The sequence below is a fragment of the Thermaerobacillus caldiproteolyticus genome, from assembly GCF_015326725.1.
Taxonomy (GTDB): Bacteria; Bacillota; Bacilli; order Bacillales; family Anoxybacillaceae; genus Thermaerobacillus; species Thermaerobacillus caldiproteolyticus.
The window spans coordinates 1,179,073-1,201,135 of record NZ_CP064060.1 but is presented as its reverse complement, the minus strand read 5'-3'; the positions used below and the strand labels follow the sequence as shown (position 1 = coordinate 1,201,135).

General features: G+C 40.3%; 15 protein-coding genes. 2 read left to right on the top strand and 13 right to left on the bottom strand.

What is annotated here, in order from left to right; all coding sequences use genetic code 11:
- Positions 1-256: 256 nt before the first annotated feature.
- The 6 genes from cydC to ISX45_RS05875 all read right to left on the bottom strand — a co-directional run bounded on the left by cydC (position 257) and on the right by ISX45_RS05875 (position 10,530).
- Positions 257-2,008, bottom strand: a complete 1,752-nt coding sequence (cydC, locus tag ISX45_RS05900) for a thiol reductant ABC exporter subunit CydC (protein ID WP_194520240.1) — start codon at positions 2,006-2,008, stop codon at positions 257-259.
- Positions 2,008-3,723 carry a thiol reductant ABC exporter subunit CydD gene (gene cydD, locus ISX45_RS05895; RefSeq protein WP_194520239.1) on the bottom strand — a complete coding sequence of 572 codons (1,716 nt, stop codon included), beginning with the start codon at positions 3,721-3,723 and terminating at the stop codon, positions 2,008-2,010. The genes cydC and cydD overlap by 1 nt, the downstream gene beginning before the upstream one ends.
- Complete coding sequence (cydB, locus tag ISX45_RS05890) at positions 3,723-4,736, bottom strand: cytochrome d ubiquinol oxidase subunit II (RefSeq protein WP_194520238.1); 1,014 nt, start codon at positions 4,734-4,736, stop codon at positions 3,723-3,725. Before cydB ends, cydD begins: the two co-directional genes overlap by 1 nt.
- Before the next feature lies 1 nt (position 4,737).
- Entirely contained in the window at positions 4,738-6,144 is a 1,407-nt protein-coding gene (locus tag ISX45_RS05885) for a cytochrome ubiquinol oxidase subunit I (protein WP_194520237.1), read from the bottom strand.
- Positions 6,145-6,893: 749 nt separating this feature from the next.
- Positions 6,894-8,525, bottom strand: a complete 1,632-nt coding sequence (locus ISX45_RS05880; protein ID WP_194520236.1) for a bifunctional metallophosphatase/5'-nucleotidase — start codon at positions 8,523-8,525, stop codon at positions 6,894-6,896.
- A 967-nt stretch (positions 8,526-9,492) separates the two neighbouring features.
- A complete protein-coding gene (locus ISX45_RS05875) occupies positions 9,493-10,530 on the bottom strand; it encodes an LLM class flavin-dependent oxidoreductase (protein WP_194520235.1) in 1,038 nt (345 codons plus the stop codon).
- Positions 10,531-10,782: 252 nt separating this feature from the next.
- On the opposite strand from ISX45_RS05875, the gene ISX45_RS05870 reads away from it, so the two are divergent.
- Together ISX45_RS05870 and ISX45_RS05865 are read left to right on the top strand one after the other, a co-directional pair.
- Positions 10,783-11,400 (top strand): sulfite oxidase-like oxidoreductase, encoded by a 618-nt coding sequence (locus ISX45_RS05870; RefSeq protein WP_194520234.1) that lies wholly within the window; start codon positions 10,783-10,785, stop codon positions 11,398-11,400.
- Between the two features lie 681 nt (positions 11,401-12,081).
- Positions 12,082-12,363 carry a hypothetical protein gene (locus ISX45_RS05865; protein WP_194520625.1) on the top strand — a complete coding sequence of 94 codons (282 nt, stop codon included), beginning with the start codon at positions 12,082-12,084 and terminating at the stop codon, positions 12,361-12,363.
- Positions 12,364-13,024: 661 nt separating this feature from the next.
- Here ISX45_RS05865 and ISX45_RS05860 read toward each other — a convergent pair.
- The 7 genes from ISX45_RS05860 to ISX45_RS05830 all read right to left on the bottom strand — a co-directional run bounded on the left by ISX45_RS05860 (position 13,025) and on the right by ISX45_RS05830 (position 22,062).
- Positions 13,025-13,450, bottom strand: a complete 426-nt coding sequence (locus ISX45_RS05860) for an OsmC family protein (protein ID WP_181556635.1) — start codon at positions 13,448-13,450, stop codon at positions 13,025-13,027.
- A 512-nt stretch (positions 13,451-13,962) separates the two neighbouring features.
- A complete protein-coding gene (locus ISX45_RS05855; RefSeq protein ID WP_194520233.1) occupies positions 13,963-14,742 on the bottom strand; it encodes an IclR family transcriptional regulator in 780 nt (259 codons plus the stop codon).
- Between the two features lie 64 nt (positions 14,743-14,806).
- On the bottom strand, positions 14,807-15,586 hold the full coding sequence (locus ISX45_RS05850; RefSeq protein ID WP_194520232.1) for a fumarylacetoacetate hydrolase family protein: 780 nt from the start codon (positions 15,584-15,586) through the stop codon (positions 14,807-14,809).
- Between the two features lie 13 nt (positions 15,587-15,599).
- On the bottom strand, positions 15,600-16,796 hold the full coding sequence (locus tag ISX45_RS05845; RefSeq protein ID WP_194520231.1) for an NAD(P)-dependent malic enzyme: 1,197 nt from the start codon (positions 16,794-16,796) through the stop codon (positions 15,600-15,602).
- An 82-nt stretch (positions 16,797-16,878) separates the two neighbouring features.
- Entirely contained in the window at positions 16,879-19,059 is a 2,181-nt protein-coding gene (locus ISX45_RS05840; protein ID WP_194520230.1) for a malate synthase G, read from the bottom strand.
- A 166-nt stretch (positions 19,060-19,225) separates the two neighbouring features.
- The gene (locus ISX45_RS05835) at positions 19,226-20,704 is read right to left on the bottom strand and encodes an FAD-linked oxidase C-terminal domain-containing protein (RefSeq protein ID WP_194520229.1); all 1,479 of its coding nucleotides are present in this window, start codon (positions 20,702-20,704) and stop codon (positions 19,226-19,228) included.
- Positions 20,704-22,062: a (Fe-S)-binding protein gene (locus tag ISX45_RS05830; RefSeq protein ID WP_194520228.1), complete on the bottom strand. Its 1,359-nt coding sequence runs from the start codon at positions 22,060-22,062 to the stop codon at positions 20,704-20,706. Before ISX45_RS05830 ends, ISX45_RS05835 begins: the two co-directional genes overlap by 1 nt.
- Position 22,063 lies beyond the last annotated feature (1 nt).

Sequence of the window (22,063 nt, the reverse complement as noted above, 5' to 3'; positions counted from 1 at the left end):
ACTTTCTTGCTCAAAATTCCTTCTCGTATTCCACTAAAGCCTTTACTTCAACCAAAAAGCATTACTTCCTGCTTATGAAGTAATGCTCCCATTAGCCAACCATGCCTCACTTCGTGGCACCATAGATTATGAAAGAAAATTTGTTCTTCTATAGAAGTTTGGACAAGAATTAAGGAGTATTAAGCGCATCTTTCTAACTTTCTCTCGTTAGAGGCTGAATAGTTACCAAAATTGATGAATCACAGCCACCCATTACCTACGACTCACTTCTGTAAAGCGGACGATCCAGTGCATATAATCGTCGATATCTTTCCTCGCTTTTAAGCAGTTGTTGATGACTGCCATCCATGGTGATTTTTCCTTTTTCAAGGAAAAGGATGCGATCCATTTTCTCCACCCCCATCAAATGGTGCGTTACCCAAATGATAGTTTTCCCCTTCAGTGTATCGAAAATGGTAGCCAATAGGTTTGCTTCTGTGATTGGATCGAGCCCAACTGTCGGTTCATCCATGATGACTATTGGAGTTTTTTGCAATAATATCCGTGCCAGTGCGATTCTTTGCCGTTCACCACCGGAAAAGCGCTGTCCTGTTTCATGCATGTTCGTCTCATATCCTTTAGGCAATTGCATAATCATCTGATGCAATTGGACCATCTTGGCTACTTCGTATACTTCTTCATCCGTCGCTTCCGGGTTGCCAAGGCGGATATTGTTCATGACGGATGTATTAAATAAATAAGGCTTTTGGTTGAGAACAGCCATTAATTTTGGAATAGTCGAAGCCAGTTCATGTGCATTGATCCCATTTATACGGACTTCTCCACGAGTCGGTACAAGTGCACCCTGAATTAATTTTAACAGCGTCGATTTTCCGGATCCGCTGCGCCCGATAATGGCAATTTTCTCACCCTGTCCTATTTTTAAGCTAAAATCGTCCAGCAGTGGTGTTTCAGAAGTATATCCAAATGATAAATGGTTGATTTCAATCGTTACTTGAGCTTGAGATAAATCTAGCGAATCTTTCCATCCATCTGTTTCTATCCATGGGAGAGAGGACTCTGCTTGAATAGCTTCAAGACGCTTTAATGAATCTTGGTAGGTTGATGTTTCACTAACTGCCCCTGCAATCGGTAAAAAGGATTCCACTAAGGACAGTGCTACAAGACCACAAGCAGCGATCATCGTTGGCGGGAATTCTCCTCTTAGCGTTTGCTCATTGGCCCAATAGATGGCTAAGATCACAATAGCACCAAGCACAACCTGATTTGTAACGTCCCGCCAGTTCACAAAGGCATATTTCTTCGTTTCAAGTTCAAGCAACTTTTGTTCTTGTGTTTCATATCGCTGAATAAAAGTCGCGTATTTCCCGCTAAATATCCAGTCGCTTATGCCAAAAATCGTATCGGTAAACTGTTGATAAAGTTGGTGTCTTCCCCTTTTCAATTGTTCATTTTTTGTTTTCATATAAATGTATGAAATAATTGGACCGACAAAAATCAACAGCCCCATGAATACAGCCAGGAGAATTGCGAATGGAATCGAGAAAAGTCCTGTACAAATAATAATCACTGTGTAAATAACTAAAGAAACAAGCGAAGGAAACAGTGTTTTTAAGTAAAAATCCTGCAAATGTTCAATATCATCGGCGAGTACGCCAAGAGCGTCACCTGTGCGTAATCGAGAACGAAGAAACAAAGCTTGTGGCTCAATGATTTTATATAAACGGACGCGCATTTCCGAAAGTATTTTCAAAATGAATTGGTGTCCTGTCAGTCTCCCCACATAGCTAAGCACAGTTCGACCAATTCCGAATGCACGAACACCAACAATCGGCACATAAACCATTAAAATTGATTCAGGCTGTGTCGCCGCTTTAGAAATTAAATAACCCGAAGTAAACATCAAGGCTCCGCCAAAGAGAATGGTTAGCGAACCAAGAAGAATAGCCAGCACAAACAAACCGCGATATTGACGCAAATATGGGAAGATCCAATTATCCTTGTCCATTAGAGGCCCTCCATTTGTGTTTTAACAAGCTGATAATAAGTAGAATTCTGCCCGATTAACTGTTCGTGTGTTCCGATTTCCACTATTTTGCCTTGATCAAGAACAATGATCTGGTCCATATCAAGCATCCAATGCAAGCGATGTGTAGCAAAAAATACGAGCTTGCCGTTAAACAATTGTAACATCGTCTCTTTTAATTCGTATTCCGTTTCAATATCAAGATGGGCAGTTGGCTCATCCAGCATGATAACAGGACGATTGCTTAAAAATGCACGTGCGAGGGCGATCCGCTGTTCTTGTCCGCCACTTAGGCTCCGTCCACCTTCCCCTATGATTGTCTCAAACCCTTTCGGCAACGAATGAATCACTTCAGTGAGACCCGCTCTCTCTGCTGCCTCCTCTACTTCTTTCATTGTTGCCTCCGGATTATAAAAACGAATATTGTTTAAAACGGTATCGTGAAATATATAAGGGTGTTGGGGAATATACGTTATTTGACTTTGCCAATTCAATTGAGATAAAGTTGTTAGCCTTTTGCCGTTTACCTGAAATTGACCTGATGAAGGTGTTAAAAATCCACTTAATACATCAATCAAAGTAGATTTTCCTGCACCACTGGCTCCAATAATTCCAATTTTTTTGGAGCCTGAAACAGAAAATTGGATATCTCGCAAAGCTGGACGATCGCTGTCAGCAAAATGTACACTTACTCCTTCAACAGAAAATGTACTTGTTGGTTTCCAAAGGGGGATAGGATCCTGTTTTTGCTGCAATGATTCCTTATTAAGGATTTCCTGAATCTTTTTGCCCGCTTCCTTCCCATCAAGCGTCGCATGGTAATCGGCCCCCACCTCCCTGATTGGCAGGAAGTACTCCGGCGCCAGGATCAGAATCGTCAACGCTTGATGCAACTCCATCTTCTCATTTATTAAATCCATTCCAAGGAAAACGGCGACGGTCGCTATGGAAAGCATTGTAAAAAAATCCAATGCAAACGAAGATAAAAAGGCAATACGCAAAGTTCCCATGGTAGCCCGTCGATATCTTTCGCTTACTAAAATAATTTTGTTGATGTGCTGCCGGCTTAATCCCAAATATTTGAGTGTCTCCAATCCTCTCAATGAATCAACAAAATGATTGGACAGCATTTGATAGGTTTTATATTGGCGATCAGCTTTCATTTTTGCCGCCAATCCAAGCAAAATCATAAAGACAATAAGTATCGGAACGGCTAGGCCTAAGATGACAGCGGAACGGATATTTACAAAAAAGATAAACATGCAAATCATGAAAGGGATAATGGCCGAATTCATCAATTTCGGAAGAATAAGCTCCAAATATCGGCGGAATTTCATCATTCCTTCCATAACCAAGGTGACTGTCTGTCCGGAGCCTTCTTCTTTTACAAAACGAGGGCCGAGTTGAAACAGCTTTTGCAACAATGATTCCCGGAACTCTTTACTCGTTCTGACAGCAAAGTGGTAGGCTATATTTCTTTTCCAAACGGTAAGCAGTTGGCGAACAACTAACGCAAGAAAGAAAATGATCAACTTTTTAAAGACATTGGCAAACAAATCTCCCCCGAACAGGGAGGAGATTGCGTCTGCCAAAAAATAAGCCTGAATAATAATGATCGCACCTTGAATAGCTGTTAATATCGCCAGCCCAGCTAAAACCGGCTTAATTCCTTTGTAAGAGAACAACGCTTTATCCATCAGTATGTTAAATGCTCCTTGTCAGATACTCGTTTCCGGAATACATAATAGCTATAAATAGTATACCCTAATACAAATGGTAAAATAGTTAAAGCTACAATTGTCATTACTTTTAGGGAATATGCTCCACTGGATGCGTTGTAGACCGTTAAATTAAAGGCTTTATTCAAGGAACTCACCATCACTCTTGGGAACAGTCCAACGAAAATCGATAATACCGTTAACCCGATTCCAAGTCCTGTCATGGTAAATGCCCTTCCTTCACGTTTATTGGAAATGAAAAAGTATGATAATCCATAAGCAAGCACAATTAATGCGACAATAATCAGTTCAGGAATGAAACGTACCTCAAAAATATCTGTCATAAACCAAGAGAACCCTACAAAAACGATAAGTGATCCAATTACGGTCAACACCAATTTTTTAGCCAATGCAGCCGACCGTTGTCTGATCTCTCCTTCTGTTTTTAAAGACAGGAAAGTCAAACCGTGCAATAAACACAATAATGTAATCGTTAAACCGCCCCAAATGGAATAAATATTCATAACATCAGAGAAGCTGGCTTCCATATTCATATCTTCATGGATCGGCATACCTTTAAGCATGCTTGTAAACAGAACACCTAGAAGGAACGGCGGCAGCAAGCTTCCGAAAAAGATCACCCAGTCCCACACATTCGTCCAGCGTGCGTCTTCAACCTTGCGGCGATATTCAAAAGCGACACCGCGTCCAATTAGGCTCAGCAAGACGGCCAGCATCAGCAAGTAATAGCCACTGAACATCGTTGCATACCAGTGCGGAAAGGCCGCAAAAATGGCGCCCGCTCCAGTGATTAGCCATACTTCATTCGCGTCCCAGAAAGGACCGATTGTATTCACCATAATAGTTCTCTCTTTTTGATCACGAGCAAGGAAACGAGTCGACATTCCTACGCCAAAATCAAAACCTTCAAGAAAGAAAAACCCAATAAAGAGTACAGAGATTAAGACAAACCAAATTTCACTCAATTCCATCTTAAGCACCTGCCTTATTGAATGGATCTATTAATACTGTTGAATTTGCATCTTGATGCTCTACCGGTCCTCGTTTAATTTCACGGACCATTAAATAAACCATCACACCTGCAAGAATGGTGAATATCAGTGCGTACATAATGATTGAAAATAAAATGGTCCCTGAAGAAACATTTGGTGATACAGCATCAGCTGTTGTCATCAATCCAAATACTGTCCATGGCTGACGGCCCACTTCGGTCATGATCCATCCGAAAGTGTTTGCCAAAAACGGAAATGAGATAGCCGGAACAAGGATTTTCAAGAACATACTGCTTTGCTCAATTCGTCCCCTTTTCCACAAATACAAACCAATCATCGATAATAAGATCATCGCCATACCAAAGCCAATCATTAGACGGAAGCTCCAATACGTCGTTTTGACCGGAGGGATATAATTCGTACCTTCACCAACGATTGGATCGTATTTTTTCGCATATTCGGCTTGGAGAGTTTTCATTCCTTTTAAACTGCCTTCAAATTTAGAATAAGATAAATAGCTTAATGCATAAGGAATATTTAACTCAAACTTATTTTCTTGATTCTTTGTATCAATCCAAGCAAATGCTGACCATGGCGCAGGATCGGGAGTATCTTCCCAAATACCCTCTGCAGCTGCCATCTTCATTGGCTGTGTTTTTACAAGATATTGTGCTTGGGCATGTCCGCTGAAGGCAGCACCCAAACTGCCAATGAAACCAATGATTAAGGCGATATTCATGGATTTCTTGTAAAATTCGATATGTTTCTTCTTTAATAAGTTATAAGCACTTACACCAGCAATGAAGAATGCTCCGGTAGCTAATGCACCTGTGATGACATGCGGAAACTCCACCCATAATTGTCCATTGGTTATAAGCGCAAGAAAGTCAACCATTTCCGCCCTGCCATTTCTAATTTCATAACCAACAGGCACTTGCATGAAGGCGTTTGCCGTTAAAATCCAAAAACCAGAAATCATAGTTCCAATAGATACAAGCCAAATGCTTGCCAAATGCACTTTTTTAGGTAAACGATCCCAGCCAAAAATCCAAAGGCCGATAAAAGTGGATTCCATAAAGAAGGCAAGCAATGCTTCAATGGCCAGAGGTGCCCCGAAGACGTCACCGACAAATCTAGAATAATCCGACCAGTTCATCCCAAATTGGAATTCCTGAATAATTCCTGTTACAACCCCTACAGCAAAGTTAATCAGAAACAAATGCCCCCAGAATTTCGCCATTTTTTTATAAATCTCTTTTTTCTTCACAACGTATAATGTTTGCATTAAAGCGATAATAAATGCCAAACCAATGGTAAGCGGCACGAAGAAGAAGTGGTAAATTGTAGTCAATGCAAATTGTATTCTTGCCAACATGACTGGATCCATAGTAGTTCCTCCTTTAAGTATTCGCCAGAATTCGATCTAGGTTGCATCATGCTCATAATTTCACATAACCAACTATATGTTCATGATTTCACATAACTATGCATCTTGATTCCTCCCTTAAGATTTTCATCAGAATTTGACCTCAGGTGATATCATGTTCATTATTTCACATAACTATCCAGCTTAATTCCTCCCTTAATAATTTCATCAAATTTGACCTGAAGTTATACCATGTTCACAATTTCACAAAATGAAACATAATTAATATAGGAAACATGAAAACTCCCTAAAGAACTGGCACTTTCTGGGTAACGAAAACAATTTCTATTTAGAATCTCTATTGAATGAGAATCTCGCTAATACTATAACAAAAAAACGGTCATAATTTCTTTGACAGTTTGACAAATATGTTACAAAATTACGACGAAATTCGTAAAAAATCTTATACATATAATCAAAAATGGCTAAAAGAGGAATAAATTAGCTATATATGAGGATCATATATCCATTAGAGGAAACAAACGTAAATACTAATTGGAATAAACTAAATTCATATGTAAGATCAGTATTACTCATCACCATTTTTAGATTTCTATTATTCCACTAATATAAAAAACAACGCCTTAGAGACGTTGTTTTTCTTCCTTGCCTTGATAAGATATCCCTCTTGTTGAGAACACCGCAACAGAAAACGCTGCGGTGTAGATGAAAATGGTCTCTTGTTGTCTTTATTGCGCGATATGTAAAGCTTAAGAAATCTTTTGAATTCGACCTTCAGTGTTAGCGTCAAATGGTTGAGGGAGCTTTTTAATGTAGTTGATAAGAGCATCAAGATCAACAGGACCGACTTCGCGGTTCTTCCCTTCTGTTAATACAGTAAAGTTATCTCCCCCATCAGCAAGAAAACTATTAACAGTGACGGTGTATTCTGCGTTTGGATCAAGTTTTGTTCCATCCGACAAGTAAATATCGACGACTTTCTCTCCGATCGGCTTTTTCGCATCCCATGTATACTTCAGTCCTGAAATTTGAAGAATGCGGGTTTGGTTCGACTGCCATTGCTGATTAAGAAGACGACGCACTTGCTCACCCGTCAATGTCATTTTCACTAGCTGATTGCTGAATGGCTGGACGTTATATAATTCTCCCCATATTACTTCTCCTTGCTCAATATCTGCTCGAATGCCGCCCGGATTCATGAAAGCAAAATCGGTCTTCATCGAATCGCGCTGTGCATCAGCGATGAGGTTGCCTAAAGCTGATTCGCCACTTGCGCTTTGCTCATCTGTAATCGTCTCTTTCGCCGTGCCAATGACTTGATTGATAATTGGCGCCACTTTTTTCTCGTATTTTTCGATCAACCGTTTAATTTTTTTGTCAGGTTTCATCGCATCTTGATATGTTGTGACGATTTCGGCTTTCTTGGACACCACGTCTTTTGTACGCGGATCAATTTGTAAATCGACATCAGAAAATGCCGTTCCATATGAATACGATTGAACAAGAAGTTTTCCATCCACTTCTGCATTTAAATAAGAATGGTTATGACCAGCGAACATCACATCTACTTCGTCATCTACGTTTTTGGCGATGTCCACGATTTCTCCGCTTGCGTTCGAACCATTTGTACCAGAAATTCCTGGGTTATGCGCAAGTACAACGATCGTCTCTACTCCTTTCTTTTTCAATTCCGCTACCGCTTTGTTAATGGCCTCTGCTTCATCGGTAAATTCAACGCCAGCTACTCCGCTTGGGGTCACGATGTTCGGTGTATCAGATAAAACGACTCCAATAAACCCGATCGGAATACCGTTAACTTTTTTAATCACATAAGGTGGTAAAATCGGCTTCCCTGTTTCTTTATCGATCACATTGGCTGCTACATATGGAAAATTGGCTCCTGAAAAATAGCCTGTCACCGGATGCGTTCCACCATAGATGAGTCGTAACATTTCGTCAACACCTTCGTCAAACTCGTGATTTCCAAGAGTTCCAACATCAAAACCTAACTTATTTAAAATTTCGATCGTTGGTTCATCCTGAAGAAGAGCAGATACAGGAGAGCTTGCTCCGACGACATCGCCCGCATGAACAAGAAGCGTATTTTTATTTTCGGATTCACGCTGCTTTAAATAAGCAGCAAGATAATCCGCTCGACCAACCGCTCTTCCTCCGACTTTCCGAGTGACATCAATTTGCCCGTGAAAATCATTGATTCCTAACAACTGTACGTTAATATAACGGTGTTGATAGGAATCGGCTTGTTTTGGAATTCCCAGATTTTCTGATCGTTCGGATGCGAATGCACTTCCAGAAGAAAAAGCAACCGATAACGCAAGCATAGGTATCGCCTTTTTCATCAGTTTAGATGGAAACTCCATTCTCATATCCCCTTTCATAAATCTTTTACACTCAATTACAATAATAGAGATGAAATACTTATTTTTTGATACATTGTTGTAAATTTTCTGTAAATTTATATCGTAACGAATCTCGAAATCGCTTACAATTCCACATATAATCTATGGAAATAGTAATCTTCTTCATAAAAAAGACGCTGATTTGAGCCGCGAATGATTCAATTTTATATAAAATTTACACATAAAACATAAATATGATGAAAACGTTTTCCATTTGTTTTACAAAAGAGTTAAACTAGATTAGTCCCCTAATTACTTCACGTTTAGTTTTTCGTCTTGTAAGAGTAAGATGGTGAGTATAAGTGATTATCACTCACCGTCTGCTCGTTTTCGTTTGGTTCCTTCAAATCCCCACATTTCGGAATATCTGCATGAATGCTTCTATTCGACTAAGGAATTTTGTCTCCTCACTGACTAAAAACATGACCATGCGTGGTATGCAACTAGCTGTCCAAATGCAGCTGATTTAGCAAGTTAATGGATTCTATCTTTTCCTTTGTAAAAAATTCTTTATAACATAACAGGTTTCGGTACAATACAGTTAATATTAATTTTTTTTGATCCTAATGCTCTTTTTCCCGAGTTGGTTTGTAAAATTGTTCTATCGATCCTTTTGCGCCTGCATATAAACTAATATTTGTCCCGTAACAGAAGTGAAGAAATTCATAATTTTTCTTCCCTTTTTCATATGCTTATTGTTTATGTTGTAACGCAAATCTTATCGCAAAATTCCATTCTGTTGTTTTTCTGCCCTAATCTCTCATAACTGCATTTTTTTCTTTGGTGAGATTATACATAAATTTGTTTTTATGAGGAAAATGGCATGCGAATCAACTTGGGCATCCCATTTTCCTCTATTATGACTGTTATTTTAAACAATCATCTCAAAACAAATAGCTGGATACAGCCGCTCATGAAAAAGACCAGCTTATTTCCCCATGACAATTTCAGCAAGAATTTCATAAGAGCGTAAACGCGCCTTATGATCAAAAACTTGCGTATGGATGATCAATTCATCCGCCTGAGTAACATCTAAAAATGCCTGCAGTTTTTCCTTGACAGTCTCCGGATTGCCGGTGATCATGGAGCGCAATTGCCGTTTCACAGCGACCTTTTCGTAATCATTCCATATTTCATCCATGTTTTCTACCGGTGGATTCAACGGAGTCGGCTGATTGCGTAATAAATTTAAAAATTGTAACTCCTGTGAGGTAGCCAACCATTGTGCTTTTTCATCCGTATCGGCAGCAACCACATTAACACCGACCATCACATATGGCTCATCAAGCACCTCTGAAGGCCGGAAACTGCTACGGTATATTTCTAAAGCTGGAAGAGTGTAGTCTGGAGAAAAATGACTCGCAAAAGCGAAAGGTAATCCGAGTTCGCCGGCCAATCGAGCACTAAATCCGCTCGAACCTAATAACCAAATCGGAATGTTTAGCCCCTCACCAGGAATCGCCCTTACGCTCGAGCTGCCAGATGAAGATGGATTCAAGTAAGAACGCAGTTCGGCTAATAGTTCAGGGAAATCGTCACCGCTGCTTTGAAAATCGCGTCTTAATGCACGGGCAGTGAGCGGATCGGTGCCCGGAGCACGTCCTAACCCAAGATCGATGCGGCCGGGATACATCGACTCTAAGGTACCGAACTGTTCGGCAATCACCAATGGAGCATGATTCGGCAGCATAATGCCACCGGAGCCTACACGAATTTTGGAAGTCCCGGATGCTATATAGCTTATAACTACCGATGTCGCTGAACTGGCGACACCAGGCATCCCGTGGTGTTCAGCCAGCCAATAACGATGAAATCCCCACTTTTCAACGTGTTGAGCAAGATCGAGACTATTTCGAAAAGAGTCGGCCGCTGTACCTCCGACTACAATCGGGACAAGATCGAGAACCGACAACGGAATATCACGAAGCTGTTTTGCTCCTTTATTCACACTCTTTTCTTTGGACATACTCTTTCATCCTCTTTCTCTTGTAATAGAACTTAGGCATTTGATCTCAATGATAAGCATCCTTTATCTGTTAGAATATAACGTTCTTCCACAACCATGCAACAAAATTGAACTTAACTTCGGCAAACAACAAAAATGACCGTCATATCCATTAGATATGGGACCTATCTCGTCCTTTCCATCCTTGCATAACCATGAACAAAACAGTATCATTATTTTTAAAATAACTGCCGAAAGAAAGGATGAAAAGAAGTGGGAAAACAACTGCCTCCCGGCCAATTTGAAACAGAAAAATGGCCAGTTCTTCATGAAGGGGATGTCTACGAATTTCAAGAAGAGACGTGGAACTTTAGACTGTTTGGCGACGTAAAAAAAGAAATCACTTTATCCTATAAAGAAGTCATGAATTTACCGAAAACAATCGCAACTATCGATATGCATTGTGTTACTACATGGTCCAAATTCGACACGACATTTGAAGGCATTGCGTTCCGCGAATTTTTAAACTTAGTGGAAATCGAACCGGATGTCAAATATGTTAAAATTTATGGATATTTAGATGGAAATCGATTCGGATATTCGGCCAATTTGCCGATTGAACCTTTGTTAGGAGATGACGCTTTGTTTGTATACCGGTGGAAAGACAAGAATCACGACTGGCAAGAGATTTCTCCTAAGCACGGCTATCCTCTTCGTTTCATTCCTCCTGCTTCCTTTTATTTATGGAAAGGAGCAAAATGGGCATCAGGAATTCGATTTATGAAAGAGGATGAAGCAGGATATTGGGAACAAAGAGGCTATTCTATGACGGCGAATCCTTTTAAAGAAGAGCGCTTCGCTGATACAAATTTTATTTTCGGAAAATTTTAGAATGAAAATCCTCTGAATCATAACTATCTTTCGTATCATGATAGAAAAGACGCTGTCTTTTAATCGGGGGCGCAATGATAAAAAAACTTTTGACTCATTCACACGTTCACTACAGATCCAGCCCCCCTCACCTCCCTTAATCATGGTCTTATCCTTTTTGATTTAAAAATAATGGTTTCGATAGTACGAGAAAGCAATGATACTGCTGATCATAAAGCTGATCCCCATTCCGAGAGAAATTCTATTTTTTCCAACCGCTGAGCCAAGAAATGTTAATGAACAGCAAAGAATCCAAAAGGAAATTAGATTCAACACTAATACATGACTCCTATGGTCTCGAACAATTCCGTTTAAGATATGATAGTACTTACCATCGCGGCAGTCCTTAGCAAAATAAGCCCCATTAAATTTTCAGCCCAAAAACTGTCCACAAACTGATCAGATCCTTGCCATAATTGGCCAACATATCCCTCTGAAAAAGTCATCAGCTGCATCGATATATTACGTTTCATCCGGAATCACCTTGTTTAATAATTTTACTGTTTCAGGTGATCGAAATATACTGCGAGCAATTTAAAAGTATATTCCCTCTGCATATCTCCTCAAATATCTAATTTTGTCCTCGAAAAATTAGGGTAAACTAATCATAAATATGTTGCTTATATAGAGGAGTGATAAATGGTGCCTTACATGAATGGACACATTATTTCAGGGGAATTTGATGAGAAGCTGAACATTTTTTATATACAAAAAATAAAAAATTTCTTCGTTGAATCTGTTTTAAAGGAAAATCAATTAAGAAAACTATACGATTATTTGAAAAAACATAAGCACGAAACAGATGGCCAAATCATTACCCTTTATGACCAAATGCTTGTTCGTCTCTCCCAAGACGAAATAAAAGCATTGTTACACGATTTAGAACAAATTCAGCCAATGTACCGCATTATGGGCAAGGAATAAATATAAGCATGATCTATAGGCTTACCACAGTCCCTTTCCGTTAATAGAGAGCAAATCCCCCCTTTGTTCAACCAAGGGGGATTCGATCCAGTTTACCCCCAGCTGCCTAAAGAGCCGTGTAACCAGATCAAGTTATTCGCTTCAATCCTTCAGTTCGTTTCTGTGATTCGCCCGTTTTTCCTTTTGCATTGATGGTTACATTTCTGAAAATATGGCTCCACATTCGGATCGCCCATGAATCTTCTTGGAGCTAAAATTCCTTCCTTGCAAGTCAATGTTCAATTCTTCCGCCACTAGGTTGGCTGCCACATTTTCACATCCAGCAAGAGAACTTAATAATGCTATCTTGTTCACCCATAACTGGAGGCTTATCAATCATGATCGTATGGTTCTTGGGTTTTGCAAATGTCTGCATTTCCATACGAACTAGTTAAAAACTTTGTATTCAGCCTTAAATTTTATCTAATGTCGGTTTGCAAGTGCAGCACTACCTAATTCCTTATTTGTAAAGATCGATCGCGAAGGCATTTTACAAGTTTTCCCGAAACAGCCGCTCCATCATCAAAGAGAGAACGTTCCATGCGGCGAGTTTTTGTTATACAATAAATTTCCTACAAATGACGAATTTTTAACGGTTTTCACCCATATCGTGCTTGCTCGCTTATAAATTTTTCTTTCCGGCAACGCCGTTAATTGAATAGCTCACCGTAATCTTGGCATTTAGTGAATGAGCAACTGAACAATACTTCTCTTTCGACAGCTGAATGGCGCGAACCACTTTATCTTCAGGTAACTCTCCTTCTAATGCATAATGAATGTGAATATGTATAAATCGTCTCGGATGGTCTTCTGCGCGTGTTCCTTCTACTTCCATATGAAAAGAAGTAGGCTCTAAACGCATCTTTTGCAAAATCGAAATAATATCAATTCCTGTACATCCTGCAACTGCATGTAAAAGCAATTCCGTAGGTCTTGCTCCACGATTTTGTCCTCCTACTTCCTCCGCCGCATCTATTTTGATTTCATGTCCTGATGGAGTGGTACCGGAAAAAGCCATTTGTCCCGTCCATGTTACTGTTGTTTTCATTGATTTCAATCCCTTCAATTTTTGATGTCACTACTTATTCAGCATTCTTACTTTTCATGCTTTTATACAGATTATTTTATTTGAATCGACACCAATGCCAATTTCTAATAGTATTCTCCTAAAATCAAAGAGGAAGGTTGTCACAGCCCCATTTCTGAAGACGGTTCATTAATATTTTCTCCGCTGCTGCCTTCCTATAAGCCCCTATAAGAGAAACTGAATCTTCTTTTGCAAAAGAAACCAATTATTTGTATCAATCTAAGGCCGACTTAGAAAAATTACAACGGTGATATATAAAAGCTAACATTCCAGAACTCATAAAACATTTTTCGCTTTCTGTTTCATAATGCAAAAATAATTATGGTTGTGAATAAAGCAATTTTATTAATATAAGAACCAAAACCATTCAATCGCGACTATACACATTATTTTGTAAACATTGTAAATGATATTGATTAATTATTACAAAAAATTTACTCGATATATCTTTTTTCAAAGAAATCGAGTAAATCTTATTCATTAATTTCGCTCATATATCCAAGCCTTGCTGAAATTTGTTTGCCGATTTGCAACATCCGCGTTTGAAGTTGTTCGATTCGTTCATCCGTCATACGAATTGTTGGCCCAGAAACACTAACAGCCGCAATGACTCTTCCTAAATGGTCAAAGATAGGTACTGCAATACATCTAATTCCGTATTCATTTTCTTCTAAGTCAAGCGCATACCCTTGCTGCTTCACTTGAATCAGTTCTTTGAGGAACTCATCCTTGTCAGTAATGGTTTTATCTGTATGCATCGGCATTCCCTTACGTTCAAGAATATCTAACACAACATTATACGGTAAATGAGCAAGGATAGCTTTTCCCACTGCGGTGCAATGCATCGGAGCCCTTTTTCCAACTTTAGAATGCATGCGTAAGGTTTCGGTTCCTTCTAATTTTTCGATATAGATAACTTCCCCTTGATCATATACAACAAGATGGATAACTTCATTCGTTTCACTTTCCAGCTCCTGCAAGTATGGTTTTGCCTCTTTTCTCAGATCGATTGATTCCAGCAACTTTGAACTAATCTCTAAAAATTTATAGCCAAGCTTATAACGATCTGTTTCTTTATCTTGCTCAATATATCCATACTGAACAAGAGTTGACAGGATTCGATAAACAGAGCTTTTATTAATATCCATTTGTTTGGAGATTTCTGTAACTCCTAAACCGTCCTTTTTCGAACTTACTATACTAATTATATCCAATGCTCGGCTTACAGACTTTACCATATTATCTCTTTCCATAATCCGCTCACCTCTAGGTTATTTATATATTATAACACATCGTCACCGAGCATTTGATAGGTCACTAAAAAATTTTGGCGCTTTCCTTCGCAGCTACAAACGTATTTCGAAGAATTCCAATCTCTTTAATCTCGCATTCAATTACATCTCCTGCCCCTACGAACTCTGCTCCCACTGGACTTCCCGTTAAGATGACATCTCCCGGCTTCAGTGTCATTACATTCGTAAGATAGGAGATCATTTTATGAATTGGTATAATCATTAATTCAGTTGGACTGTTTTGTTTCTCAACGCCGTTAAGCGTTGCTGTAACATTCACATTAAAGGGATTAAGCTCTGTTTCAATAACAGGGCCTAATGGAGTAAATGTGTCAAACGCTTTACCGATTGTCCAATGGCCATCCTGATGGAAATATTGAGGGGCAGTCACGTCGTTTCCGATGGTATAACCAAACACATAATCTAAAGCCTCAGATTCAGGAACATTTTTTGCTTCTTTCCCAATAACGATTGCTAATTCCGATTCGAACTTAACTTGATCAATACCTCTTGGAATGACAATTTCTTCTTCAGGTCCAATCACTGACGATGTTGGTTTAAAGAAAAATACTGGAATTTTCGGGAATTCATCAGGAAGATCTTCAACTTTTGAAACGTAGTTTGCACCGATCCCAATGATTTGGTTCGGCTCTAAAGGTGCGAGAAGTTTTACCTCGCCTTTAGGGAATGTTTTTCCCGTATACTCCCAATCCCCAAAAATATCCCCCTTAATTTCTCTTATAGTGCCATCTGCTATTACACCTGCATAAATTTCAGCATTTACGGTGAATCTCGTAAATTTCATCTAACGACTCCTCTCAAACTGGTTCTAAATCTATTTTACGGGCAACTCCCGTTTTTATAGCTGCATCAGCAACAGCATATGCCACTGCTTCTACAACTCTTTTATCAAGCGCATGCGGAATCACATAATCACTGCTAAGTTCTTTAGGCTCGATTAAGTTGGCAATTGCATAAACAGCCGCCAACTTCATTTCTTCATTAATTTCAGAAGCCAATACCCGCAATGCTCCTTTAAAAACCCCCGGGAATGCAAGCACATTATTTACTTGATTCTGCATATCTGAGCGGCCTGTTCCAACGACAGCTGCTCCGGCTGCCTTTGCAACCTCTGGCATTATTTCTGGAACCGGGTTTGCCATCGCAAAAACAATCGCGTCTTTGTTCATCGACTTCACCATCTCTGGCGTTACCGCTTCAGCTACAGATACACCAATAAACACGTCAGCACCTTTTATTACTTCATGTAACTTTCCTTTAACGTTGCTTTTATTAGTGATTTCAGAAACAAATTCTTTCATTGGATTTATCCCATTTTGGCGTCCCTTATAAATAGCTCCCTTTGAATCACACAGGATGATATCTTGGACACCCATATTTACAAGCAATTTAGCAATTGCGATGCCAGCAGCGCCAGCCCCATTTACAACAACCTTCGTGTCTTCAATGCGCTTGTTCACAACCTTTAACGCATTAATTAGCCCAGCCGCTGTCACAATTGCTGTTCCATGCTGGTCATCATGAAAAACAGGAATATTCATTTCTCTTTTTAATCGTTCTTCAATAATGAAACAATTCGGTGCTGAAATGTCTTCTAAATTAATTCCACCAAAAGTTGGTTCTAGTGATTTTACAATTTGAATGATTTGTTCTGGATCATTGGTGTTTAAACAAATCGGGAATGCATCAATGCCAGCGAATACTTTAAATAAAGCTGCTTTTCCTTCCATTACCGGCATCGCCGCTCCACCACCAATATTCCCTAAACCTAATACCGCAGACCCATCGGAAACAACCGCTACTAAATTCCCTTTAATGGTATAATCATAAATCTTTTCAGGATTCTGGTAAATTTCTTTACAAGGCTCTGCTACCCCTGGAGAATAGACTAAACTCAAATCATTCACATCTTCCACAGAAACCTTAACACCTACACTTAATTTTCCTTTAAACCGCTTATGAAGTTCTAGCGACTTTTCCCGAAGGTTTTGCATAGCCACAGCTCCCTATATAAAAAAATAATTTTATAACAGGGCACCCTAGCTGATTAGAATGCCCTGTTATATACAGATACGGCTACTGTTTTACAGCAAATTTAGCCTTTGCCTCTAAGCGGCGACGGTGCAGTATCGGCTCAGTGTAACCATTTGGCTGCTCATAACCTTTGAAAATCAAATCGCAAGCAGCCTGAAATGCCACCGAGTTATCAAAGTCTTTAGACATTGGTTGATATGCTGGATCGCCGGCGTTTTGCTCATCGACCACTTTTGCCATACGCTTTAATGTCTCCAGCACTTGTTCCTTCGTACAAATTCCGTGGTGAAGCCAGTTAGCAATGTGTTGGCTAGAAATTCTCAGTGTAGCGCGATCTTCCATCAGTCCCACATTATTAATATCAGGCACTTTTGAGCAGCCAATTCCTTGCTCCACCCAGCGAACAACATATCCTAATATGCCCTGAACATTGTTGTCTAGTTCCTGCTGAATTTCTTCAGGGCTCCATTGAGGATTTTCAGCAACTGGAATTTGGAGAATATCATCTCGGAAATCTTTAAATTCTTTTCCTAATTCGTTTTGTACTTTTGTTACATCGATTTGATGATAATGAAGAGCATGCAATACTGCCGCAGTTGGCGAAGGTACCCATGCCGTATTGGCACCTGCTTGAAGCTGGCTGCCTTTTTGTTTCAGCATCTCTGCCATCATATCCGGCATCGCCCACATTCCTTTTCCAATTTGAGCACGGCCTTGGAAACCGGTGGCAAGGCCAATATTTACATTGGATTTCTCATAGCCTTGCAGCCATTTTGATGTTTTCATATCATTTTTGCGAATCATCGGTCCGGCTTCCATGGAAGTATGGATTTCATCGCCAGTTCGATCTAAGAAACCAGTATTAATAAACACAATGCGGTCTCTTACTTCGTAAATGCAGTTTTTCAAGTTCAGCGTTGTGCGGCGCTCCTCGTCCATGACGCCGATTTTAATTGTATTTCGCTCCAGCCCAAGCATGTCTTCAACACGATCAAACAACTCATTGGCAAAAGCTACTTCTGCTGAACCATGCATTTTCGGCTTAACAATATATATTGATCCTTTAGAAGAATTTTTATAACGGCCATTTCCTAATAAATCATGTTTTGCAATTAAACTTGTGACAACCGCATCCAAAATTCCTTCAAAAATTTCCTGTCCATCCTGATCTAACACCGCATTATTCGTCATCAAATGTCCAACGTTGCGGACGAACATGAGTGAACGGCCCGGCAATGTCAATTCTTCTCCATTCGGCGTTGTATAAATGCGGTCAGGATTGAGCGTGCGCGTTATTGTTTTATTGCCTTTTGCGAATGTCGCTGTCAAGTCTCCTTTCATTAAACCCAGCAAGTTACGGTATACATGCACCTTGTCCTCCGCATCGACGGCAGCGACAGAGTCTTCGCAGTCTATAATCGTCGTCACCGCTGCTTCCAATAAAATATCTTTCACACCCGCCGCATCTGTCTTGCCGACAGGATGACTGCGATCGATTTGGATTTCAATATGCAATCCGTTATTTCTCAGCAAGATTGCCGATGGGTCTTCCGGATTTCCTTGATAGCCGACAAATTTTTCCTCATCTTGAAGGCTCGTCGTCTGGTCTCCCTTGACCGAAACAGACAATTTTCCATCGACGACGGCGTACTTGACAGCATCTCTATGAGAGTATTCGTTTAACGGTACAGCTTGATCAAGAAATTGCTTTGCATAGGCAATCACTTTCTCGCCGCGGACTGGGTTGTAATGATCCTTGCGTTGGGCGCCATCTTCTTCGCTGACCGCATCCGTCCCGTAAAGCGCATCATAAAGACTTCCCCAACGCGCATTCGCTGCGTTCAGCGCATAGCGGGCATTGCTTGCCGGGACAACTAACTGTGGACCAGCTTGTAAAGCGATCTCATCGTCTACCCCTTCAGTCGTAATTTGAAAATCTTCTACTTCCGGTTCTAAATAACCAATCTCCTGCAAAAATGATTTATACTTATTGAAATCCAAATTTTTTCTATGCTTCCGGTGCCATTCGTTGAGCTTTTCTTGAATTTCATCGCGGCGGGCAAGCAGTGCCTTGTTTTTCGGCGTCAACTCTTTTACTAACGTTTCTAAATCCGCCCAGAACTGTCCGCTGTCTACTCCGCTTTGAGGAAGAACCTCCGTATTGATAAACTCATAGAAAATGCGGGCGACTTGAAGGTTGCCTACTTTCATATAGTCTTGCATAAAAACATTTCCTCCTTTTCATAATGATCAATTTAGTGAGAGTGCTTGTTTGTGCGGCAGAAAAAATGGTCTTTGTTTGTTATTACAAAACACTGTTTTGTAATTTGTTTAAAAAATAATATCACGGAGCCGAAATTATTTCAATAATTTTCTTAAAATTAATTTTTTATAAAATTTTATGCTTTGATGATGTTATCACTTCTTTCATCCCTTTCTTTACTTCTACACAGCGTCCCGGTGTCGGAAATAATTTTCCGGCGTTTAATAGATTTTTAGGGTTGAACACATCACGAATATCCGTCTGCGCGATAATTTCTTCATCGTTGAAAATAAAGAGCATTTCTTCTCTTTTCTCAATTCCAACCCCATGCTCACCTGTAATCGACCCGCCAACATCAGCACATACTTGCAAACATGCACTTCCAGCCTCTAGTGCCTTTTCGGTTTCGCCCGGTTTTCTCGCATCAAAAAGCACAAGCGGATGAAGATTTCCGTCTCCGGCATGAAAAATATTAGCGATGCGCAGACCATACTTTTCACTAATTTGGTTGATTCTACTCAACACTTCAGGCAGTTTGCTTCGCGGAATAACCCCGTCTTGTACTAAATAGTCCGGAGAAATAGCTCCCATTGCCCCAAATCCTGTTTTGCGATTCGCCCACCATCTTGCTCTTTCTTGCTCATCTTGGGCTACTTTCACTTCACGAACATTTCTACTTTTACATACTTGCAAAATTTGATGAATCTGCTCATCGATACCGGCAGAAATTCCATCAACTTCAATAAGCAATAGCGCTTCGATGTCCTTAGGGTGACCTACAGGAAACGCAGCAGCTTCAACACCTTCAATGGCTATTTTATCCATCATTTCAAGGGCAGCCGGAACAATACCTGCTGAGATGATGTCAGATACGGCTTGGCTTGCATCTAAAACCTTATCAAAATAAGCCAACACCGTTTGTTTTGCTTCGGGATTTTTCAAAATTCGAACCGTTATTTTTGTAACAATCCCCAGCGTCCCTTCTGATCCTGTTAATAGTCCCAGTAAATCATATCCAGGCGGATCAAGGATCCCATTTTTTCCAATTTCAATGATTTCTCCGTTTGGCAAAACAACCTCTAGCCCTAGAATATGGTTCGTGGTAACGCCGTATTTAAGGCAGTGTGCTCCTCCAGCATTTTCAGCGACATTTCCACCGATCGTACAGCAATACTGGCTCGAAGGATCTGGTGCATAATAGTATCCTTTATCAGAAATGGAGTTCGTCAGCTTAATGTTGACAAAACCCGGTTCTACCACAGCACGTCTATTCTCTAGATCAACACTTAATAAACGCTTCATTCTTACTAAACTAATAATAACCTCGCCATTTAGCGGAATAGCCCCGCCACTTAGACCTGTACCGGCTCCACGAGCAAGGAAGGGCAAATTATTTTCGTGGCAATATTTCACAACATTTGCGACTTCTTGTGTGTTTTTTGGAAAAACAACCGCTTTAGGCAAATGCCTATGAATCGTAAATCCATCACAATCATACGCCAGCAAATCTTCTTTTTTGTAAAGAATCGACTGAGCCCCACCAACAATATTTGCTAGATTTTTTATATGTTTATCTTTTGTTTTGGCCTCTTTTGCTACCGCCATTACTTAACCTCCTTTAAGCTGTCCTCTTTTTGATATGCCCAGTCTAGTAACTGAACGGTATGAACAATTTTTTGATTTCTTCCGTATTTTAGGACTCCCATTGCCATCTGAAGCATACAACCGGGATTGCCCATTGAAATGATTTCCACATCTTCAGGAACATTCTGCATTTTACTTTGGAGTACGGCTCCAGCCATTTCCGGATGGGTAATATTGTAAATACCAGCACTTCCACAGCAGCGGTCAGCATTTGGCATGTGAACCATTTCCACCCCAGGAATGCTAAGCAGGATGTCGCGCGGCTCCTGACGCACTCCTTGACCATGTGCTAAGTGACACGCATCATGATACGTAATCCGCGTCTTTATTTCTGCTTTTGGCTTTTCATATCCTGTTTCATGAAGATATTTGGAAATGTCTTCCACCTTTGAAGAAAACTTTTCTGCTTTCTCACGCCACTTTGGATCTTCACGGAACAATTCTGGATATTCCTTCAACATACATCCGCAGCCAGCTGCGTTAACAATGACTCGATCAACATCTTTAAACGCTTCAATATTCTGCTTCGCAAGCTTTCTTCCCGTTTCACGGTCACCCGCATGAACATGCAGTGCTCCACAACACGTTTGATTTTGCGGGATGATAACGTCATTTCCATTACGTGTTAATACATTAATCGTAGCTTCATTAATATCACTGAACATCACATCCATCACACAGCCGGTTAAAAGTGCAACAGTCCGCCTTGTTTCCCCTTTTGCTTTAATGACACCCGCATGTTTGTATTTTTTGCGCACTGGCTGCTTGACTTTGGGCAAAATCGCTTCCATCTCCACTAAATGTTTCGGTATGATATTGATAAGCCGCGTTTTGCGCGCCACCTTTTGCAATCCGCTCTTTTGATAAAATTTCAACAAACTGCTTAATAGATGCAGACGATTTGGATGCGGAAATACTCCTTCAAGGAAAAATCTGCTTACAGCTCCTTTCCAGCCGGTTAATGGCATCGCTTGGCGAATTTGGCCTCGTGCCTCTTCGATGAGCCCTCCGACATCGACATCAGCAGGGCAGGCGGTGGTACATGCACGGCAATCGAGACAGGCAAAAACCGGATCTGCAAAAGCTTCATTGACTTCAAGCTTTCCTTCAGCAACCGATTTAATAAGATGGACACGTCCGCGGGGAGAATGCTGTTCCTGACCTGTTTGCTCATAAGTTGGGCATGATTCCAAGCACATTCCGCAATGAACACAATCTGCCCATTTGTTTTCATCCGGCGGGTCGCTCCAAAGATAGTTTCCTAATCTATTGATTGTACATGCTGGTTCTTGCTTTAAATCACTTTCTCTTAAACTCACG